Annotated in this window: 18 protein-coding genes and 1 tRNA gene; 12 read left to right on the forward strand and 7 right to left on the reverse strand. The window is 57.3% G+C overall.

Annotated features, from left to right (window positions below):
* Positions 1–14: 14 nt before the first annotated feature.
* The 3 genes from LPQ25_RS03930 to LPQ25_RS03940 form a co-directional block, all read right to left on the reverse strand.
* On the reverse strand, positions 15–374 hold the full coding sequence (locus LPQ25_RS03930) for a copper resistance protein (RefSeq protein ID WP_002916323.1): 360 nt from the start codon (positions 372–374) through the stop codon (positions 15–17).
* Positions 375–498: 124 nt separating this feature from the next.
* A complete protein-coding gene (gene bglA, locus LPQ25_RS03935) occupies positions 499–1,932 on the reverse strand; it encodes a 6-phospho-beta-glucosidase BglA (RefSeq protein WP_002916322.1) in 1,434 nt (477 codons plus the stop codon).
* Positions 1,933–2,050: 118 nt separating this feature from the next.
* On the reverse strand, positions 2,051–2,779 hold the full coding sequence (locus LPQ25_RS03940; protein ID WP_048336809.1) for a MurR/RpiR family transcriptional regulator: 729 nt from the start codon (positions 2,777–2,779) through the stop codon (positions 2,051–2,053).
* Between the two features lie 49 nt (positions 2,780–2,828).
* Here LPQ25_RS03940 and yqfB point away from each other — a divergent pair, with 49 nt between their 5' ends.
* Both yqfB and trhA read left to right on the forward strand, forming a co-directional pair.
* Complete coding sequence (gene yqfB / locus LPQ25_RS03945) at positions 2,829–3,140, forward strand: N(4)-acetylcytidine aminohydrolase (RefSeq protein WP_004144734.1); 312 nt, start codon at positions 2,829–2,831, stop codon at positions 3,138–3,140.
* A 163-nt stretch (positions 3,141–3,303) separates the two neighbouring features.
* Positions 3,304–3,963, forward strand: coding sequence for a PAQR family membrane homeostasis protein TrhA (trhA, locus tag LPQ25_RS03950; protein WP_002916317.1), 660 nt, complete (start codon positions 3,304–3,306; stop codon positions 3,961–3,963).
* A gap of 98 nt (positions 3,964–4,061) precedes the next feature.
* On the opposite strand, the gene ygfZ is transcribed toward trhA, so the two are convergent.
* Positions 4,062–5,045: a tRNA-modifying protein YgfZ gene (ygfZ, locus tag LPQ25_RS03955; protein ID WP_014906951.1), complete on the reverse strand. Its 984-nt coding sequence runs from the start codon at positions 5,043–5,045 to the stop codon at positions 4,062–4,064.
* A gap of 245 nt (positions 5,046–5,290) precedes the next feature.
* Here ygfZ and sdhE point away from each other — a divergent pair, with 245 nt between their 5' ends.
* Entirely contained in the window at positions 5,291–5,557 is a 267-nt protein-coding gene (gene sdhE, locus LPQ25_RS03960) for an FAD assembly factor SdhE (protein WP_002916312.1), read from the forward strand.
* Positions 5,538–5,948 carry a protein YgfX gene (locus tag LPQ25_RS03965; RefSeq protein WP_002916310.1) on the forward strand — a complete coding sequence of 137 codons (411 nt, stop codon included), beginning with the start codon at positions 5,538–5,540 and terminating at the stop codon, positions 5,946–5,948. Before sdhE ends, LPQ25_RS03965 begins: the two co-directional genes overlap by 20 nt.
* 6 nt (positions 5,949–5,954) lie before the next feature.
* Here the strand turns inward: LPQ25_RS03965 and fldB are convergent, their stop codons facing one another.
* The gene (gene fldB, locus LPQ25_RS03970; protein ID WP_002916308.1) at positions 5,955–6,476 is read right to left on the reverse strand and encodes a flavodoxin FldB; all 522 of its coding nucleotides are present in this window, start codon (positions 6,474–6,476) and stop codon (positions 5,955–5,957) included.
* Positions 6,477–6,576: 100 nt separating this feature from the next.
* On the opposite strand from fldB, the gene xerD reads away from it, so the two are divergent.
* The 5 genes from xerD to lysS all read left to right on the forward strand — a co-directional run bounded on the left by xerD (position 6,577) and on the right by lysS (position 12,659).
* Positions 6,577–7,473: a site-specific tyrosine recombinase XerD gene (xerD, locus tag LPQ25_RS03975; protein ID WP_004144729.1), complete on the forward strand. Its 897-nt coding sequence runs from the start codon at positions 6,577–6,579 to the stop codon at positions 7,471–7,473.
* A 22-nt stretch (positions 7,474–7,495) separates the two neighbouring features.
* Complete coding sequence (gene dsbC, locus LPQ25_RS03980; RefSeq protein WP_002916301.1) at positions 7,496–8,209, forward strand: bifunctional protein-disulfide isomerase/oxidoreductase DsbC; 714 nt, start codon at positions 7,496–7,498, stop codon at positions 8,207–8,209.
* Between the two features lie 5 nt (positions 8,210–8,214).
* On the forward strand, positions 8,215–9,948 hold the full coding sequence (gene recJ, locus LPQ25_RS03985) for a single-stranded-DNA-specific exonuclease RecJ (protein WP_004149758.1): 1,734 nt from the start codon (positions 8,215–8,217) through the stop codon (positions 9,946–9,948).
* Positions 9,949–10,033: 85 nt separating this feature from the next.
* Positions 10,034–11,132, forward strand: a protein-coding gene (gene prfB / locus LPQ25_RS03990) for a peptide chain release factor 2 (protein ID WP_095858446.1) whose coding sequence is annotated in 2 segments (ribosomal slippage) — positions 10,034–10,108 and positions 10,110–11,132 — 1,098 coding nt in all. Because the reading frame shifts where the segments join, the coding sequence is not laid out codon by codon here.
* A gap of 9 nt (positions 11,133–11,141) precedes the next feature.
* Positions 11,142–12,659: a lysine--tRNA ligase gene (gene lysS / locus LPQ25_RS03995; protein ID WP_002916299.1), complete on the forward strand. Its 1,518-nt coding sequence runs from the start codon at positions 11,142–11,144 to the stop codon at positions 12,657–12,659.
* Between the two features lie 234 nt (positions 12,660–12,893).
* Here lysS and idi read toward each other — a convergent pair whose 3' ends face one another.
* Positions 12,894–13,448, reverse strand: coding sequence for an isopentenyl-diphosphate Delta-isomerase (gene idi / locus LPQ25_RS04000; protein ID WP_048336808.1), 555 nt, complete (start codon positions 13,446–13,448; stop codon positions 12,894–12,896).
* A 316-nt stretch (positions 13,449–13,764) separates the two neighbouring features.
* On the opposite strand from idi, the gene actS reads away from it, so the two are divergent.
* Together actS and LPQ25_RS04010 are read left to right on the forward strand one after the other, a co-directional pair.
* Positions 13,765–14,478: an amidase activator ActS gene (gene actS / locus LPQ25_RS04005; RefSeq protein ID WP_004157874.1), complete on the forward strand. Its 714-nt coding sequence runs from the start codon at positions 13,765–13,767 to the stop codon at positions 14,476–14,478.
* Between the two features lie 80 nt (positions 14,479–14,558).
* Positions 14,559–14,632, forward strand: a tRNA-Gly gene (locus LPQ25_RS04010).
* Between the two features lie 167 nt (positions 14,633–14,799).
* Here LPQ25_RS04010 and LPQ25_RS04015 read toward each other — a convergent pair.
* Positions 14,800–16,188, reverse strand: coding sequence for an MFS transporter (locus LPQ25_RS04015; protein ID WP_014906952.1), 1,389 nt, complete (start codon positions 16,186–16,188; stop codon positions 14,800–14,802).
* Positions 16,189–16,317: 129 nt separating this feature from the next.
* Here LPQ25_RS04015 and LPQ25_RS04020 point away from each other — a divergent pair, with 129 nt between their 5' ends.
* Positions 16,318–17,247, forward strand: coding sequence for a LysR family transcriptional regulator (locus tag LPQ25_RS04020; RefSeq protein ID WP_002916293.1), 930 nt, complete (start codon positions 16,318–16,320; stop codon positions 17,245–17,247).
* The last annotated feature ends 275 nt before the right edge of the window (positions 17,248–17,522 follow it).

The raw sequence follows: 17,522 nt of genomic DNA on the forward strand, positions 1-17,522 counted from the left end.
GTCAGGAGAATCAATCACTCACGGAAGATGCATAATCGCAGATGCACCCGCAATCGGGGTGGGGAGATAACGCGGGGAGGCCACTGGCGTTCGATACGCGGCGGGATCGCCGCCAGCACCGCCAGCAGCAGGGTGATAGCCAACAGCGCCCCTTCAAACAGCATCGGCGGAACGGCCATCAGCGACTTGGCGCTGAGCTCGCACGGCGTGACCGGCGCCTCGACCTGATCCTGGTTTTGCTGTAGCGACGGGCTGTCGGCGGTGAGGTTCATGACCAGCGCGTGCATCCCGGCCATCCGTTGAGCGGTGCAGGTTAGCACCACCAGACAGGCCAGGAGGACAAAAAGAATGGCTTTGCGTTGTCGCTTAATCATGATTGCCTCAAATATTCACGAGGCTTATCTTAACGGGCGAACGGGTTTTGGCAATGGTAAAGCTGTAAAGAAGTGTCTGGCGGATAAGCAATTAGCCCTCCCCCGGCCGGGAGAGGGCGGTTAGTTACAGGTTCTCACCGTTGCTGGCGATGACCTCTTTGTACCAGTTAAAGCTCTTCTTGCGCGAGCGGGACATGTCGCCGGTGCCATCGTCGTGTTTGTTGACGTAGATGAAGCCGTAGCGTTTGCTGTACTGCCCGGTGGTGAAGGAGACGCAGTCGATGCAGCCCCATGGGGTATAGCCCAGCAGATCGACGCCGTCATAAGTGACCGCTTTGATCATCTCTTCGATGTGGGCGCGCAGGTAGTCGATGCGGTAGTCATCGTTGATGCTGCCGTCAGCTTCTACTTTGTCGTAGGCGCCAAAGCCGTTTTCCACGATGAACAGCGGCTTCTGATAACGCTCATACAGTTCACACAGAGAATAGCGCAGGCCGACCGGGTCAATCTGCCAGCCCCAGTCGGAAGCTTTGACGTGCGGGTTCGGCACGCTGCCTTCGAAACCGGAAATGGCGTCGCCAGTGCCGCCCTCAGCTTTCACCGCGTTGGTCATGTAGTAGCTGAAGCCGAGATAGGCGCAGGTACCTTCGCGCAGGATCTGCGCGTCGCCGTCTTCCATCCTGATGTTGAAGCCGCGGCGTTCCCATTCATTCAACACATAGCTCGGGTAGTAACCGCGCAGCTGGACGTCGGTAAAGACGTAGCGCTCGCGCATCGACTCCTGGGCGAACATGACATCTTCCGGTTTGCAGGAGTAAGGGTAGAGGGCGACCATCGCCAGCATGCAGCCGACCTGCATGTCCGGGTTGATGCGCCGCGCCGCTTTCACCGCCAGCGCGCTGGCCACGAACTGGTGGTGCAGCACCTGGTACATGGTCTCTTCCGGATTGTCATGCTCGGTATAGACCACCCCGGAGCAGCAGTAGCCGAACAGCGGCGCGCGCCAGTTGCGCTGGTTGTTGATCTCGTTAAAGGTCATCCAGTATTTCACTTTGTGCTTATAGCGCTCGAAGACCACTTCGGCGAAGCGTACAAAGAAATCGACCACTTTGCGGTTGGTCCAGCCGCCGTACTGCTGCACCAGGTGCAGGGGCATCTCGAAGTGGGAGAGGGTGATCACCGGTTCGATGTTGTATTTCAGCAGCTCGTCGAACATGTCGTCGTAGAACTTCAGCCCCTCTTCATTCGGCTGGGTTTCGTCACCCTGCGGGAAGATGCGGGTCCAGGCGATAGAGGTGCGGAAGCATTTGAAGCCCATCTCGGCGAACAGTTTGATGTCTTCTTTGTAGCGACCGTAGAAGTCGACGGCTTCGTGGTTCGGGTAGTATTTTCCCGCTTCGACCTGGTGGGTGATTTCGCGCGGCACGCCGTGCGCCCCGCCGGTCAACACATCGCAGATGCTGGGGCCTTTGCCGCCCTGATCCCAGCCGCCTTCAACCTGATGCGCGGCGACCGCGCCGCCCCATAAAAAATCTTTCGGAAGGGTTAATTTTTTCATCCTGGCTAATCTCTCTAATAACTATTGTTCTCGAGTCTAGCAAAGTGAAAGTGAATGTCACGATATAACAAATTCCGCCAAAGGTAATATGTTACATCAAAAAAACAGGCTGTTATTTTTAGCTGATTTTGCGCGCTAATTTACGTCCGAGGGATTCGAGAATATAGATCACTGGAATTTGCGTTGTAATATCGTAGACGCCGCCGATGCGCGTCTGCGGCACGTGCCAGGAGAGATTGAAATCAGCCAGTTTGGCCAGCCGCGAATGCTCATGGCTGGTAATCGACATCACCTTGCAATGATGCAGGCTGAACTGGCTGGCAAAGCGCAGGATCTCTCCCGTCTCGCCAGAGACGGAAAGCACGATCGCCAGCGCGTTGCGGGCCATATCGTTGGTTACCGGAAAATAGGGGTCGTCAATATGGTTGCTGAATTTACCGACGTTGGAGAAGAAGCGTGCGCCATATTTCGCCAGCGCGCCGGAGGTGCCGGCGCCGACAAAAATAATACGTTCGGAGGCGAGAATAATATCGACGGCCTGCTCGAGTAATTCATCGAACTCGTCATTATTGACGCTTTTAAAAAAGCTCATTATTTCGCTGGCGCCGATATTTGCCTGTTGAGGCTCATTCTGCTCGAGATATAATTTAAAGCGCACGCGAAATTCAGAGTAGCCCTCGCACTGCAGTTTGCGGCAGAAGCGTAACACGGTGGTCGTGGAGACCCCGGCGGCCTCGGCCAGTTCGCGGATGGTCATGTACATCACTTTGTCACGATTTTTAATGACGTAGTGGTAGACCATCATCTCAAGATTATTGAGACTGGCGACAGCGGCGTGGGAGAACATACTCACAGGGCGAACTCACAATTCATAATGACCAGGACGGAATTATATCATGCAGGCCAATGACATTACCTTTTTTCAGCGTTTTCAGGACGACATCCTCGCCGGGCGCAAAACCATCACCATTCGCGATGCAGCGGAGTCGCACTTTAAGCCCGGCGATGTGCTGCGCGTTGGGCGCTATGAAGATGACGGCTATTTTTGCACCATTGCCGTGACCGCGACCTCGACGGTGACGCTCGATACGCTGACCGAACAGCATGCGCAACAGGAGAATATGACTCTCGGGCAGCTGCGGCAGGTCATCAGCGACATCTATCCTGGCGAGAGCCAGTTTTATGTCATTGAATTCAAAACGCTTTAAGATAATCAGGAACAGCTGTGAGTTGAAATAAAAATGTAACTTTATGATTTTAAAGTATTTACAAATATACATCGTTTTATTTTAGCTAACAGGTGTTCACTGGAATCATTCTCAGTTACCCTAAGTGGGCAATGAAAGCGTTCTTGTTTTCACGGAGTCCAGTATGGTTCGCAAACCATTAATCACTCAGGGATATTCTCTGGCAGAGGAAGTTGCCAACAGCATCAGCCACGGGATCGGGCTGGTGTTCGGTATCGTCGGCCTTGTGTTGCTGCTGGTGCAGGCGGCGGATACAAACGCCAGCGCGACGGCGATCGCCAGCTACAGCCTGTACGGCGGCAGCATGATTATGCTGTTCCTCGCTTCCACGCTCTATCACGCGATCCCGCATCAGCGGGCGAAACAGTGGCTGAAGAAATTCGACCACTGCGCCATCTATTTGCTGATTGCCGGGACCTACACGCCGTTTTTGCTGGTGGGGTTGAATTCACCGCTGGCGAAGGGGCTGATGATCGTCATCTGGAGCCTGGCGCTGCTGGGGATCCTGTTTAAGCTGACCATCGCGCACCGCTTTAAAATTTTGTCGCTGGTGACCTATCTGACCATGGGCTGGCTGTCGCTTATCGTGGTCTATCAGCTGGCAGTGAAGCTGGCGGTGGGTGGGGTAACGCTGCTGGCGGTTGGCGGGGTGGTGTACTCGCTGGGGGTTATCTTCTACGTCTGCAAACGTATTCCTTATAACCACGCTATCTGGCACGGCTTCGTGCTCGGCGGCAGCGTGTGTCACTTCCTGGCGATTTATCTTTACATCGGCCAGTCCTGATAAACATCCCACGGTGGCGCTGCGCTTACCGTGGCTACAAAATACTGCGGTCGTGTAGCCCGGCTAAAGCGCAAGCGCCGCAAGCCGGGAACTTTTCCTTAATTTTCTTCCAGCGAATACGGCAATGGTTTGATGCTCAGGCTGCCGGCATCGTCGCGTACACGGAACACGCTATCCGGTTCCATGTCGTTATTCATCACTACCTGGACCATCAGGCTTCCGTCATCCAGCTGTACGGCTGCCAGCACCGTACCGGTGCGGCGCCAGTTGTCGCCCATCTTCAGCTCCAGGTCTTCCCCGGATTCCGGCACCCGGCTGGCGGTCCCTGACAGCGTCCACAGCGCGCGCTTATTGGCGCCGCGGAATTTCGCCCTCGCGACCATTTCCTGGCCGGTGTAGCAGCCTTTTTTGAAGCTGATGCCGCCCAGCGCCTGCAGGTTGGTGGCCTGCGGAATGAACTGCCCGCTGTTGGCGCTGTCGATAACCGGCAGACCGGCTTCAATATTCAGCGCCAGCCACTGTTGGCTGTTGTTAAACTGCGCTTCGCCGCGCAACGCGTCGGTGACGCGGTTGGCGGTGTCGACATCGGTCACCAGCAGGAAGCGCTCGCCCGGGTGTTCAAACCACAGCAGGCTGGTGGCGCCTTCGCTGACCACCGGGGTGGCAGCGTCGGGCAAGGCGGCGAACAGCGGCGCCAGCGCGGCGCGCGCCTGGAAGCCGGCTACTCCCAGCAGAACCAGATCGTCGTTGGCGGCGATGGTGACTTTGGAGAAGACGGCATATTTTTTCAGCTCGGTCAGCTGCGCGTCGCGCAGGCTGCGGCGCTCAATCCACGCGAAGCCGCCCTCGCGACGGAATACGCGCAGGTTGCTCCACATCTTGCCTTTGGCATCACAGTGGGCGGCAAGCAGATGCTGGGCATCGGTGAGATGACTCACATCGGCGGTAATCTGCCCCTGCAGATATTTTTCGCTGTCCGGCCCGCTAATTGTCGCCAGCGCCCAGTCATCCAGGGTCATCAGCGTTAACGGCAGACGAGCGGAAGAGGAAGGCTGACGCGGAGGAAAAGGTGTAAAAGCCATAGTCATATCCTGAATCGCTTAACGCAGTGTGTGTGACCAATGGTAAAAGAGCTATAGTGCATTGCAAGTGCTTTCAACAGGCCATTTGTGCGCTGGCGTGAGACAGCCGCCTGACGCAGGGAATCAATAAACCCATCATTATTTTAAGGTTTTTATGGAAGGATGCTCGCATTCAGCGATATTCCTGTAAAGTTACGGCAGAAAACGGGTTAAACTAACCTATATTTTGCTGCTGGAAGGTCAACATGGACATTAACAATAAAGCACGTATCCACTGGGCATGCCGCCGCGGGATGCGCGAACTCGACATCTCCATCATGCCGTTCTTTGAGTATGAGTACGATACCCTCAGCGACGCTGACAAACAGCTGTTCATTCGCCTGCTGGAAAATGACGATCCGGATCTGTTCAACTGGCTGATGAACCACGGCAAACCGGCCGATGCGGAGCTGCAGCGGATGGTAACCTTAATTCAGACACGGAATCGGGAACGTGGTCCTGTGGCAATCTGATCTCCGTATCTCCTGGCGCGCGCAGTGGTTTTCCCTGCTGCTTCACGGCGTGGTGGCGGCCCTGGTGCTGTTGGTTCCCTGGCCGCTGAGCTATACCCCGATCTGGCTGCTGCTGCTGTCGCTGGTGGTCTTCGACTGCGTGCGCAGCCAGCGGCGGATCCATGCCCGTCGCGGGGAGATAAAACTGCTCACCGATTCCCGTCTTCGCTGGCAAAACGCCGAATGGGAAATCCTCGGGACGCCGTGGGTTATCAATAGCGGTATGCTGCTGCGTTTGCGCCATGTCGATACCCGGCGCGGACAGCATCTTTGGCTGGCGGCGGACAGCATGGACGCCGGAGAGTGGCGCGATCTGCGCCGGCTGGTGCTGCAAAAACCGGCGCAGGAGTAAGCCGCGTCAGGAAAAGTGTTCGGCCATTTCGCCGAGGATCTGCTCGCACCAGCTCTGGATGCGCTCGTCACTCAGGTCGTACTGGTTGGTTTCATCCAGCGCCAGGCCAACGAACAGTTGGCCATCGGCGATCACCGGTTTCGGGCTGGTGAACTCATAGCCTTCGGTTGGCCAGTAGCCGACAAACTTCACGCCCCTGGTCGCCAGCTTGTCATGCAGCATGCCGAGCGCGTCAAGGAACCATTCGCCGTAGCCCAGCTGATCGCCCATGCCGTACAGCGCGACGATCTTTCCCTCGAGGTTCAGGGTGTCCAGCTGATCCCAGACCGCTTCCCAGTCTTCCTGAATTTCGCCGAAATCCCAGGTCGGGATGCCAAGGATCAGTACGTCGTACTGGCTCATCAGCGCGGGGGAGTCATCTTTCAGATTGTGCAGCGTCACCAGTTCGGGGCCGATGATATCGCGGATTTTCTCCGCGGCCATTTCGGTGTAGCAGGTACTGGAGCCGTAAAACAGACCTATATTCATCGCGTAAACATCTCGATTCTTGCCGTGAATGGCGGGCAGTGTACCAGAAAGGCGTCCTCTTAAGGCATAATGAGAGCGTTTAACGAACAAAGAGGCCGATGTGAAACAGGATCTGGCACTAATCGAACAGTTTCTCGATGCCCTTTGGCTGGAGCGCAACCTGGCGGAGAATACGCTCAGCGCCTACCGTCGCGATTTGACGATGTTAGTTGAGTGGCTGCACCATCGCGGCCTGTCGCTGGCAAGCGTTGGCAGCGACGATCTGCAGGCGCTGCTGGCTGAGCGGCAGTCCGGCGGCTACAAAGCCACCAGCACCGCGCGCCTGCTGAGCGCCGTGCGCCGTTTTTTCCAGCATCTGTACCGGGAAAAAATTCGCCCGGACGATCCCAGCGCGCTGCTGGCCTCGCCGAAGCTACCGCAGCGGCTGCCAAAAGATCTCAGTGAGGCGCAGGTTGAGCGCCTGCTGCAGGCGCCGCTGGTGGAGCAGCCGCTGGAATTGCGCGATAAAGCGATGCTGGAGGTGCTGTATGCCACCGGCCTGCGCGTCTCGGAGCTGGTGGGGCTGACGATGAGCGACATCAGCCTGCGGCAGGGCGTGCTGCGGGTGGTGGGAAAAGGCAACAAAGAGCGGCTGGTGCCGCTGGGGGAAGAGGCGGTACTGTGGGTGGAAAATTACCTCGAGTATGGTCGCCCCTGGCTGCTGAACGGCGTGGCGTCGGATGTCTTATTTCCCAGCCAGCGCGCCCAGCAGATGACGCGCCAGACCTTCTGGCATCGGATTAAACACTATGCCGTACTGGCGGGGATCGACAGCGAAAAGCTTTCCCCGCACGTGTTACGCCATGCGTTCGCCACGCATTTGCTCAATCATGGCGCCGATCTGCGCGTGGTGCAGATGCTGTTAGGACACAGCGATCTCTCCACCACGCAGATATACACCCACGTGGCGACCGAGCGTCTGCGACAACTTCATCAACAGCACCACCCGCGGGCGTGAGTGCTGAACAAAAGGACTGAGTATGAAAAAAGGTTTATTGATGTTCACCCTGCTGGCGGCCTCCCTTTCAGGAGCGGCGCACGCCGATAGCGCGGCAATTAAACAGTCGCTGGCGAAGCTGGGTGTGCAGAGCACCGATATTCAACCATCGCCGGTTTCCGGGATGAGCACGGTGCTGACCGACAGCGGCGTGCTGTACGTGACCGACGACGGCAAACATATCATCCAGGGGCCGATGTACGACGTGAGCGGCGCGCAGCCGGTCAACGTCACCAACCAGCTGCTGCTGGGTAAGCTGAACGCGCTGAGCAATGAGATGATTGTCTACAAAGCGCCGAAGGAGCAGCACGTCATCACCGTCTTCACCGATATTACCTGCGGCTACTGTCATAAACTGCACGAGCAGATGAGCGACTACAACGCGCTGGGGATCACCGTGCGCTATCTGGCTTTCCCGCGCCAGGGTCTGCAAAGCCAGGCGGAGCAGGACATGAAGGCCATCTGGTGCGCGAAAGATCGCAACAAAGCGCTGGATGACGCCATGAATGGTAAAGGCGTGCAGCCGGCGAGCTGCAGCGTAGATATCGCCAAACATTACACCCTCGGCGTGCAGATGGGCGTCAACGGTACGCCGGCGATGGTCCTCAGTAACGGCATGGTGCTGCCGGGCTATCAGGGGCCGAAAGAGCTGAAGGCGTTCCTTGATGAGCACAAAAAACAGACAAGCGGTAACTGATTCGCGTGAAACAACAGATACAACTACGCCGCCGCGAGGCGGTTGACGGCGTCGAACTCCCCGCCGACCTGCCGCCGCTGCTGCAGCGGCTATATGCCAGCCGCGGGGTGCGCAGCGCGCAGGAGCTGGAGCGCAGCGTCAAAGGCATGCTCCCCTGGACGCAGCTCACCGGCGTTGAAAAAGCGGTCGAGATGCTGCATGACGCGTTCCAGAAAGGGTTGCACATCGTGGTGGTCGGTGATTTTGACGCCGACGGCGCCACCAGCACCGCGCTCAGCGTGTTGGCCCTGCGCGCGCTGGGTTACGGCAACGTCTCCTATCTGGTGCCGAACCGCTTTGAAGACGGCTACGGTTTAAGCCCGGAAGTGGTCGATCAGGCCCATGCTCGCGGCGCGCAGATGATCATGACCGTCGACAACGGGATCTCGTCCCATGCCGGCGTCGATCATGCCCATGCGCTGGGGATCCCGGTGCTGGTGACCGATCACCATCTGCCGGGCGAGACGCTGCCGGCGGCGGAAGCTATCGTTAATCCCAACCTGCGCGATTGCGACTTCCCGTCAAAATCACTGGCCGGGGTGGGGGTGGCGTTTTATCTGATGCTGGCGCTGCGCACTTTTCTGCGCGATAAAGGCTGGTTCGACGCTCGCGGCATCCCCGCGCCGAACCTTGCCGAGCTGCTGGATCTGGTGGCGCTTGGCACCGTCGCGGACGTCGTGCCGCTGGATGCTAACAACCGTATCCTCACCTGGCAGGGGTTAAGCCGCATTCGCGCCGGCAAATGTCGGCCCGGTATTAAGGCGCTGCTGGAAATTGCCAACCGCGATCCGCAAAAGCTGGCGGCCAGCGACCTCGGTTTCGCCCTCGGGCCGCGCCTGAACGCGGCGGGACGGCTTGACGACATGTCGGTCGGCGTCGCGCTGCTGCTGTGCGATAACATCGGCGAAGCGCGGGTGCTGGCCAACGAGCTCGATGCGCTTAATCAGACGCGCAAAGAGATTGAGCAGGGGATGCAGGCGGAAGCGCTAACGCTCTGTCAGCAGCTGGAGCGCAGCGCCGATACCCTGCCCGGCGGGCTGGCGATGTACCATCCGCAATGGCATCAAGGGGTAGTCGGCATTCTCGCCTCGCGGATTAAGGAGCGCTTCCATCGCCCGGTTATCGCTTTTGCGCCTACCGGCGACGGCACGCTGAAAGGCTCCGGCCGTTCCATTCAGGGGTTGCATATGCGCGATGCGCTGGAGCGCCTTGATACGCTTTATCCCGGGCTAATCCTGAAGTTCGGCGGCCACGCGATGGCGGCGGGCTTATCGCTGGAGGAGGCGCGTTTTGAAGAGTTTCAACAGCGCTTCGGCGAGCTGGTGACCGAATGGCTGGATCCTGCGCTGTTGCAGGGCGAGGTGGTTTCCGATGGCCCGCTGGCGGCGGCGGAGATGAGTATGGAAGTGGCGCAGATGCTGCGCGACGCCGGGCCGTGGGGGCAGATGTTCCCGGAACCGCTGTTTGACGGTCGTTTTCGCCTGCTGCAGCAGCGGCTGGTGGGCGAGCGTCACCTGAAGGTGATGGTCGAACCGGTTGACGGCGGGCCGCTGCTGGACGGTATCGCCTTCAACGTTGATACTTCCATCTGGCCGGATAACGGCGTGCGTGAAGTCCAGTTAGCCTACAAGCTCGACATCAACGAGTTCCGCGGCAACCGTAGCCTGCAGCTGATCATCGATCACCTCTGGCCAAATTGACAACAGTGTAGGAATAAGGGCGCGAATCCGGTAGAATTCCGCTCTTATCACCGCATTTTGACAAATCCATTAAAAGAAACCGACCATGTTTGAAATAAATCCGGTAAAAAACCGCATTCAGGACCTCACGGAGCGCTCCGACGTTCTTAGGGGGTATCTTTGACTACGATGCCAAGAAAGAGCGTCTCGAAGAAGTAAACGCCGAGCTGGAACAGCCGGACGTGTGGAACGAACCCGAACGCGCCCAGGCGCTGGGTAAAGAGCGTTCTTCCCTGGAAGCCATCGTAGATACCCTGGATCAGATGTCCCAGGGGCTGGAAGACGTTGCCGGCCTGCTGGATCTGGCCGTGGAAGCGGACGACGAAGAGACCTTTAACGAAGCCGTCGCCGAGCTGGATACCCTGGAAGAGAAGCTGGCGCAGCTTGAGTTCCGCCGCATGTTCTCCGGCGAATACGACAGCGCCGATTGCTACCTTGACATTCAGGCCGGTTCCGGCGGCACCGAAGCCCAGGACTGGGCCAGCATGCTGATGCGCATGTACCTGCGCTGGGCGGAAGCGCGCGGCTTTAAGACCGAAATCATCGAAGAATCCGAAGGTGAAGTCGCGGGGATTAAATCCGTGACCATTAAGATCATTGGCGATTACGCCTACGGCTGGCTGCGTACGGAAACCGGCGTTCATCGTCTGGTGCGTAAGAGCCCGTTCGATTCCGGCGGCCGCCGTCATACCTCCTTCAGCTCCGCGTTCGTTTACCCGGAAGTGGAAGACGATATCGATATCGAAATTAACCCGGCCGACTTGCGCATTGACGTATACCGCGCCTCCGGCGCCGGTGGTCAGCACGTTAACCGTACGGAATCCGCGGTGCGTATTACCCATATCCCGACCGGGTTGGTGACGCAGTGCCAGAACGACCGTTCGCAGCACAAGAACAAAGACCAGGCCATGAAGCAGATGAAAGCAAAGCTTTATGAACTGGAGATGCAGAAGAAAAATGCCGAGAAGCAGGCGATGGAAGACAACAAGTCCGATATCGGCTGGGGCAGCCAGATCCGCTCTTACGTGCTGGATGACTCGCGTATTAAAGATCTGCGTACCGGGGTGGAAACCCGCAACACTCAGGCGGTGCTCGACGGCAGCCTGGACCAATTTATCGAAGCAAGTTTGAAAGCAGGGTTATGAGGAACCAACATGTCTGAACAACAAGCACAGGGCGCTGACGCGGCAATTGACCTTAATAATGAACTGAAAACCCGTCGCGAGAAGCTGGCTGCGCTGCGTGAGCAGGGCGTCGCTTTCCCGAACGATTTCCGTCGTGACCATACCTCTGACCAACTGCACGCTGACTTCGATGGCAAAGAAAATGAAGAGCTGGAAGCGCTGAACGTTGAAGTGGCCGTTGCTGGCCGCATGATGACCCGTCGTATTATGGGTAAAGCGTCTTTCGTTACCCTGCAGGACGTTGGCGGCCGTATTCAGCTGTACGTTGCGCGTGACGACCTGGCGGAAGGCGTTTATAACGACCAGTTCAAAAAGTGGGACCTCGGCGACATCATCGCCGCCCGCGGTAAGTTGTTCAAGACCAAAACCGGTGAGCTCTCTATCCACTGCACCGAGCTGCGTCTGTTGACTAAAGCTCTGCGCCCGCTGCCGGACAAATTCCACGGCCTGCAGGATCAGGAAGCGCGTTATCGCCAGCGTTACCTGGACCTGATCTCCAACGATGAATCCCGCAAGACCTTCAAAGTGCGTTCGCAGATCCTGGCAGGCATCCGTCAGTTCATGGTTGGCCGCGGCTTTATGGAAGTAGAAACCCCGATGATGCAGGTGATCCCGGGCGGCGCTTCCGCGCGTCCGTTCATCACCCATCATAACGCGCTGGATCTGGACATGTACCTGCGTATCGCGCCGGAACTGTACCTCAAGCGTCTGGTGGTTGGCGGCTTCGAACGCGTCTTCGAGATCAACCGTAACTTCCGTAACGAAGGGATCTCCGTTCGTCATAACCCAGAGTTCACCATGATGGAACTCTACATGGCCTATGCGGATTACAAAGATCTGATCGAGCTGACCGAATCCCTGTTCCGCACCCTGGCGCAGGACATCCTCGGCAACACCGAAGTGCCTTACGGCGATCAGGTGTTCGACTTCGGCAAGCCGTTTGAAAAACTGACCATGCGCGAAGCGATCAAGAAATACCGTCCGGAAACCGAGATGGCGGATCTGGATAACTTTGATTCCGCGAAAGCGATCGCTGAATCTATCGGCATCAAAGTGGAGAAGAGCTGGGGTCTGGGCCGTATCGTGACCGAGATCTTCGAAGAAGTGGCGGAAGCGCACCTGATCCAGCCGACCTTCATCACCGAATACCCGGCGGAAGTTTCTCCGCTGGCGCGCCGTAACGACGTCAACCCGGAAATCACCGACCGCTTTGAATTCTTCATTGGCGGCCGTGAGATCGGTAACGGCTTTAGCGAGCTGAACGACGCCGAAGACCAGGCGCAGCGCTTCCAGGATCAGGTTGATGCGAAAGCCGCAGGCGACGACGAAGCAATGTTCTATGACGAAGACTATGTCACCGCGCTGGAACACGGCCTGCCACCGACCGCTGGTCTGGGTATCGGTATCGATCGCATGGTCATGCTGTTCACCAACAGCCACACCATCCGCGACGTTATTCTGTTCCCGGCGATGCGTCCGCAGAAATAATCGCCCTTCGCGAAAAGCAAAAAACCCGGCTTGCCGGGTTTTTTTATGTCTGATGTGAGGTCCTAAGGCTGGCGTAGCCTGGCTCAGCGCAGCGCAAGCCGGGGATCCCGGATGGCGGCGTAAACGCCTTATCCGGGCTACGCAATGGCGCAGAACCGTAGGCCTGTGCAAGCGTAGCGCCGCCAGGCATTAATGACAGGCACAGGGCTGCGCCTGGCCTGGAGAATAGTCAGCTTACCCGCGCAGACGCGCAACAAAGTCGGTCAGCGTCTGGCGGGCGTCCCGATTTTCCGCTTCCAGCACCATCCACGGGCTGAACGCCCACGGCGTGGCGGCCAGCGCGCTTAACATGGTTGCCAGGTCAACCCACTGATAGTCCATGACTTCATCGTCGTTAGGCTGCACTTCGCTTACCACGCGCGCGGCATATACCGGGCACACTTCGTTCTCAACGATACCGTTTGGGGCGACCGCCCGGTAGCGGAAGGCCGGGTGAACCGGCGCGATATCAGAGATCTCCACACCGAGTTCGAAGCGACAGCGGCGCGTGACGGCCTGCTCGAAGGTCTCGCCCTGCTGGGGGTGTCCGCAGACCGAGTTGGTCCATACCCCGGGCCAGGCTTTTTTGCCCAACGAACGGCGAGTGACCAGCAACTGACCCTGCTGGTTAAACAGCCAGCAGGAAAACGCGAGATGTAAAGGGGTATCAAACGTATGGGCGGCATACTTCTCCAGCATACCGGCAGGCTGATCCTGCTCATCCAGCAAAATGACGTGTTCCCCGGCCATGACGACTCCTGAAAATAAAAAATGACCCGGCACAAACCCGCCGGGTCATGTACTCAGGCCACTAGGGTAGCCCATAAATGGGAGAAAGGCATTACCAAAACAAGCCCTGGAGGCAGCTCTGTGAACGGCAACGCGCAATAGCGAGGAGAGGCCGCCGCGCCGCGTGGCGCAAATATGAATTTCTGCCTGCCGCAGACCGCGCGCTAGGGACGGGGGATAATGGTTTCGCCATCAGGGATGACGCCCTGCGCCGCGGACTGGTATGATATTCGCCCTGATTGCGAGGTAAGTGGTTGTGTTAAGTGCAGGATGCCTGATGATGAAACGCTTTTATATGACACTGATGCTGGCGGCAAGCCTGGTGCTGGCCGGCTGCTCCAGCACCTCCGATTCCGGTGGCACCTACACCGTTAAACGCGGCGATACCCTGTACGGCATCTCCCGCACCACCGGCACCAGCGTTCGCGATCTGGCCCGCCTGAATAACATCTCCCCGCCTTACACCATTGAGGTGGGGCAGAAGCTGAAGCTTAACGGCAGCAGTTCAACGAAGACAACGAAGAAAAAATCTTCCTCTACGCGCACCGCGGCGGTCACGCCTTCGTCCGCGGTACCTCAGTCCTCCTGGCCGCCGGTGGGACAGCGCTGCTGGCGCTGGCCGACCAGCGGCAAAGTGGTCCTGCCTTATTCCACCGCCGATGGCGGCAATAAAGGCATTGATATCGCCGGAACCCGCGGCCAGCCGGTGTATGCCGCCGGGGCGGGCAAGGTGGTCTACGTCGGCAATCAGCTGCGCGGCTATGGCAATCTGATCATGATTAAGCACAGCGAGGATTACATCACCGCCTATGCCCACAACGATAAGCTAATGGTGAATAATGGCCAGAGCGTGAAGGCCGGCCAGCAAATTGCCACCATGGGCAGTACGGATGCCGACTCAGTGCGGCTGCATTTCCAGATCCGCTACCGGGCGACAGCCATCGATCCGCTGCGTTACCTGCCGCCGCAGGGAAGTAAACCTAAGTGCTAAAAGGTTATTTTATCGCCAGTCAGCATCCGGCAGGCTTGTCACAGGGTGCGTAAGGGCTATAATGCTTCTCGCACCTCTTCGCGGGCGTAGTTCAATGGTAGAACGAGAGCTTCCCAAGCTCTATACGAGGGTTCGATTCCCTTCGCCCGCTCCAAATTCAAGTCTCCTGAAGTCTACCTAACTCAATTTTCCCTTGATAAATCAGCGGTTATAGCATTCTGTTAGTCTATTGAACTCCGACGGAGGACTCCACTTTGGTTGCGGGATCGGCGTTTTGCGCTGCTGGCGCTGGAGTCGTAGCGTTTAGTGATATTTTCGCGCTTATCCTGTTTCCGCAGGATGAGCGATTTTACGCAACCGGCTCGCGCTGACGACGACCGATACCGCAGAGGCCGCGGCGGCGCTCCACAGCGCAACATGAATTGACCTTTCATCTGCTGCCAGCAGAACGGCTACGGCGGCGGCTCCCAGGCACTGCCCGAAAGTGCGCATAATGGATAAAACACCGGACGCATAACTCGCGTGCTCACGAATAACGTTTGAGAGCATTTCCCGGTTATTGGGACTCTGAAAGCAGCCAAACCCTATTCCGCATACCAGACTTCGCAGGCAGATATCCCACATTGAAGGTCTGGCGGGTAACGTCGCCAGCAGGATCAAACCGACGACAAATATCACCAGCCCCAGGGTGGATATCGCCGGGGCTGATATCTTGTCCGCCCAACGGCCTGCATGCGGCGCAATCAGCACGATCCCTAATGGCCACGGCGTAAACAGCAGGGCAGACACTACCGGACTGTAGCCGTATTCGCTCTGAAACAGGAAGGGTAGCGCAATAAAGGTGATCCCCTGGCTGACGAAAGCAACCATCGACGTGAAGGCCGCGAGGGTAAAACGTTCATTTTTAAACATGCTCGGCGGCAGTAAGGGAGAACCCGTGCGGCGGATTTGCCAGATAAAAGCCATGCCGCTCAGCGCAGCGAGAGCCATCCAGCAAAGGCTGCCGAATTGAGAAGTAGCGTTCTGTAGGCTGTTCGCCGCCATGATCGTCGAACCCAACAGCAGCGCCGACAATATGGCGCCCACGGTGTCGAAGGGCGCCTGCATACGGATCGCATCCCGCGGCAGCGCTCTGACCGCCAGCAGTAAGGCGAGGGTGCCGGGAAGAACGTTTATCGCAAACAGCCATTGCCAGCTAAGGGTGTGAAGGATCGTACCGCCCAATACCGGGCCGATAGCGGAGCTCGAGGCAATGAGCAGGGCATGGAACCCCAGAATGCGGCCAAGTAAGCGTCCGGGAAATACGGACCTGAGTATTGCGGGGGCAATACTCAGCGTCGCCGCGCCGCCGATCCCCTGAAGCACGCGCATACCGATAAGCACTTCGGGCTTATTCGCCAGCGCACAACCCAGTGATGTCAGGGTAAAGGTCGTCAGGCCCGCCAGAAATACGGGGCGATAACCCAGACGGGCCGCAAGCGCCGCGAATATCGCCAGCGTCATCGCAGCCGCCAGCAGATACCCGTTGGCGAACCAGACGGCAATACTGGCAGGTACCTGCATCTCCTGAGCCATGGAGGGCAGGGCAATGTTGATCATGGTGCCATCAAACACGCCCATTAAGGTGGTGGTCATTATTGCGGCCATCACCCGTGCGCGCGCCGGGCCAGGCAGTCCTTCGTCGCCGGGTTGACTGGAAAAGAGCGTCATCATTTGTCCTCTGAGAAGAGTGTATGGATGACAAAACTATAAAGATGGCTTTTACCAGGCGGAAGGCGCACTATTTTCACTTTATTGTTGCATCAAACGCCTTATCTTAATGTGCTGGGAGGAAGGGTAATGTCTGATCCCGATTTTAATTTGCTGGTAGCTCTCGACGTATTGCTGAGTGAAGCGAGTGTCGCAGGTGCGGCTCGTCGTCTGAACCTCAGCACTTCGGCCATGAGCCGGACATTAAGCAGGTTACGCGATGTCACAGGAGACCCGATCCTGGTACGCGCCGGGCGTAACATGGTACTGACCCCGTGGGCCGAAGCGACCCGGGATCGCGCCAGGCGTGCAGTGCACGATGCCAGGGCGGTATTACAGCCCTCAACTGAAACGTTCAGCGCGCAAAATCTGGCGCGTCTTTTTACCATCAGGGCAAACGATGGTTTTGTGGTGGCGTTTGGGCCTGCGCTTATAGCAGCGGTTGCCGACGCCGCGCCGGACGTCTGTATACGCTTCGCGCCTAAGCCGGAAAAAACGTCGCGCTATCTTCGGGAAGGACTGGTTGATCTGGAGATTGGCGTTCAGAGTAATATGGGGCCAGAAATACGGCTGCAACGACTGTTTGAGGATCGGTTTGTTGGCGTCGTCCGTAAAGGGCACCCGCTGGCTAAGCAGGCTGAAATAGGCGTGAGTGATTATGTCGCCTGGGGCCATGTGGTAGCGTCACCCGAGGGCGCGTTGCACGGATCCGTTGACGATGCGCTGGCCGAACTGGGGACAAAACGTAAAATTGCAAGCGTCGTACCGGGATTTCCGACAGCACTTTCCGTGGCGCTGGAATCGGATCTTATCGCCATGATACCCGCACTCTATTTACTCAATCAGCAGGTAACGGACCAGGTACACCTTTTCGAGCTGCCGTTCAAAAGCCGTCGTATTACGGTATCGCAGATGTGGCACCCAAGAATGGAACGCGACCCCGGTCACCGCTGGCTGAGAGAGCAAATTCTTGCGATATGCGGTGTGGCCCGGTCAGTCATGACTAAGGAGCCTGTATAGCGATTGCTATAACATCAATTTATATTAAATGAATAATTCAATTCATTGATATGTAATATAAAATACATCAATCGAAGTAGCGGTGTAGTAGCTAAATTGAGATGTCCATCTCTGGACCAAATAGACATGTCCGCGCTACCGTCTCGCCACAGCGATCGCTGCTTTCAAAGGATGAGACTCATGACGGCATACGGAACGGCAATTTTCTCAATGAGCGATGTGAACAGACTCACGATCGAAGTCTCCATACTTCGATAGACCGTTTATGTTCTTTC

This window comes from Klebsiella sp. KPN54798, from assembly GCF_021184225.1.
Lineage (GTDB): Bacteria > Pseudomonadota > Gammaproteobacteria > Enterobacterales > Enterobacteriaceae > Klebsiella > Klebsiella pneumoniae.